The sequence below is a fragment of the Hyphomonas sp. genome (assembly GCF_013823385.1).
Taxonomy (GTDB): Bacteria; Pseudomonadota; Alphaproteobacteria; order Caulobacterales; family Hyphomonadaceae; genus Hyphomonas.
This window is the reverse complement of the sequence record NZ_PNMA01000100.1, coordinates 1-2,544: the sequence shown is the minus strand read 5'-3', so window position 1 is coordinate 2,544 and position 2,544 is coordinate 1. Positions and strand designations below refer to the sequence as shown.

Here is a 2,544-nt window from a genome sequence, read left to right as displayed (position 1 = left end):
GCACGCATATGACCGCGCGGCTAGCAGGGATCCTCGCCGGGGCGGTTGCCGCCGCCTCGGCCGCCAGTCCGGCGCTGGCTGAACCGCTCAAGCTCACGCCGTTGATTGATGCCCGGCTGCGCTATGAGGGTGTGGATCAGCAGGGCAAGGCCGAACAGGCCGATGCACTGACGTTCAGGATGCGCAGCGGCCTTGAGGCGAAGAGCGGGCCGTGGTCGGTGCTCGCCGAGGCCGAGGCAACGCTGGCGATCAACGGCGACTATAACAGCACGGTCAATGGCCGCACCGCATTTCCGGTGGTGGCCGATCCGGAAACGATCGAGCTGAATCGTCTGCAGGTCCAGTATCGCGGTCTGCCCAAAACGGTGGTGACGCTGGGCCGCCAGCGCATCAACCTCGACGACCAGCGCTTTGTCGGCACGGTGCTGTGGCGACAGAACGAGCAGACCTATGATGCGGTGCGGCTGGAAAGTTCAGCACTCGGCCCGCTCACCGCCGATATCACCTACAGCTGGTCGGTGCGCAGCATCTTTGGCATCGACAGCCCGTTGCAATCCATCGGCGGTGACAACCTGCTGGCCCAATTGGGCGGCAAGGCGGGACCGGTCGCGATCAAGGGCTTTGCCTATCTGGTCAATCAGGACCAAGCGGGACGACGGCAGTTTTCCAGCCAGACCTATGGCGCGCGCGCCAATGCGTCGTTCGGGCTGACGCCCAAGCTGAAGCTCGGCATCATCGCCAGCTACGCCCGGCAGAGCGACTACAAGGGGAACGCCAACTCCTATTCGGCCGATTACTGGCTGGGTGAGGCGCAACTGGCCGCGCATGGCTTTACGCTGACAGGGGGATACGAGGTTCTCGGCGCATCGTCGGGGCTGCCGTTCACCAGCTTCCAGACGCCATTGGCCACCGCGCACAAGTTCAACGGCTGGGCCGACCTGTTCCTGACCACACCCGCCAACGGCCTGCGCGATGCCTATGCCGGGCTTGGCTACGCACTGCCGACATCGCGCGGACCGGTGAACCTGTCGGTCATCTATCACCGTTTCGACAGCGACCGGCAGGGCCAGGATTATGGCGATGAATGGAATGCGCAAGCGACCTTCAAGCTGTCGAAAAACATCGGTCTGCTGGTCAAATATGCCGACTACCGCGCCAAACAGTTTGGCACCGACACCCGCAGGCTGTGGCTGCAAATGGATTATCTGCTGTGACAGGAGAGACACGCATGGACCGCGAACATCTGGTCGTTATCGGCAACGGCATGGCCGGTTGCCGCGCGGTGGAAGAGGTGCTGGCGCGAGATCCGGACCGTTTCCGCATCACCATTTTCGGTGCCGAGCCGCATGTGAACTACAACCGCATCATGCTCTCGCCGCTGCTGGCAGGCGAGAAAACCTTCGACGAGATCGTGATCAACGACCGCAGCTGGTATGCCGACTATGGCATCGATCTGGTGGTCAGCGATCCTGTCATCGCGATCGACCGCGACACGCAGACGGTCACCGCGCAATCGGGCCGGGTCGCGCAATATGACCGGCTATTGATCGCGACCGGATCGGACCCGTTCATCATTCCCGTGCCGGGCAAGGATCTGCCTGGCGTCGTCTCGTTCCGCGATATGGCGGATGTCGACATGATGGTTCACACGGCCGCCCTGGGGGGGGATGCCGTGGTGATCGGCGGTGGCCTGCTTGGCCTGGAGGCAGCCCATGGGCTCGCCTTGCGGGGTATGCAGGTCACCGTTATTCACCTGATGGATACGCTGATGGAGCGCCAGCTTGATGAAGCGGCGGGCTGGCTGCTGAAGGCCGCGCTGGAGGGTCGCGGTCAGACCATCCTGACAGGCGCGAACACAGCGGAAATCTTTGGAGAGGGCAAGGTCGAGGGCGTGCGTCTGACCGACGGGCGCACCATTCCGGCTAGCCTGGTGGTGATGGCGGCGGGTATCCGTCCGAATGTGAGGCTTGCAAAAGAGGCAGGGCTCGCCGTCCATCGCGCGATATTGGTCGACGACCAGATGGTGACCAGCGACCCTGCGATCCTGGCGGTCGGCGAATGCGTCGAGCATCGCGGGCAGGTTTACGGCCTGGTCGCACCGATCTGGGAGATGTGCCGCGCGCTTGCCGATGGGCTGACCGGCAAGGGCAGCAGCTACGAAGGATCGGTCACCGCGACCAAGCTCAAGGTCTCCGGCATCGACGTGTTTTCTGCCGGCGATTTTACCAGCGGCGATGGCGCGGAAGACATCGTGCTGCGCGATGCCGCGCGCGGGGTCTACAAGCGTGTGGTCGTGAAAGACGACCGCGTGGTAGGCGCGGTGCTCTATGGCGATACCGCCGACGGCAACTGGTATTTCGATCTGCTCAAGCGATCCGAAGACGTGACCGAGATCCGCGATGCGCTGATTTTTGGCCAAGCCTTTGCCTCTGGAGGGGGGCAAGCGGACCCTAAGGCCGCCGTTGCGGCGCTTCCCGATGATGCGGAAGTGTGCGGCTGCAACGGCGTCAGCAAGGGTCAGGTCGCAGCATGCATAGCAGACGG

At 63.4% G+C, this 2,544-nt stretch carries 2 protein-coding genes; both read left to right on the top strand.

The genetic code is table 11. The features are described from left to right. Positions 1-8 precede the first annotated feature (8 nt). Positions 9-1,214: a porin gene (locus tag C0456_RS20005; protein ID WP_367179322.1), complete on the top strand. Its 1,206-nt coding sequence runs from the start codon at positions 9-11 to the stop codon at positions 1,212-1,214. Between the two features lie 14 nt (positions 1,215-1,228). Further along, the coding region (locus tag C0456_RS20000) for an FAD-dependent oxidoreductase (RefSeq protein WP_291056293.1) at positions 1,229-2,544 on the top strand (1,316 nt) is incomplete at its 3' end.

Excerpts from the sequence above, each read along its gene's own strand:
- C0456_RS20005 (WP_367179322.1), top strand. The coding sequence starts at position 9 with ATGACCGCGCGGCTAGCAGGGATCCTCGCCGGGGCGGTTGCCGCCGCC.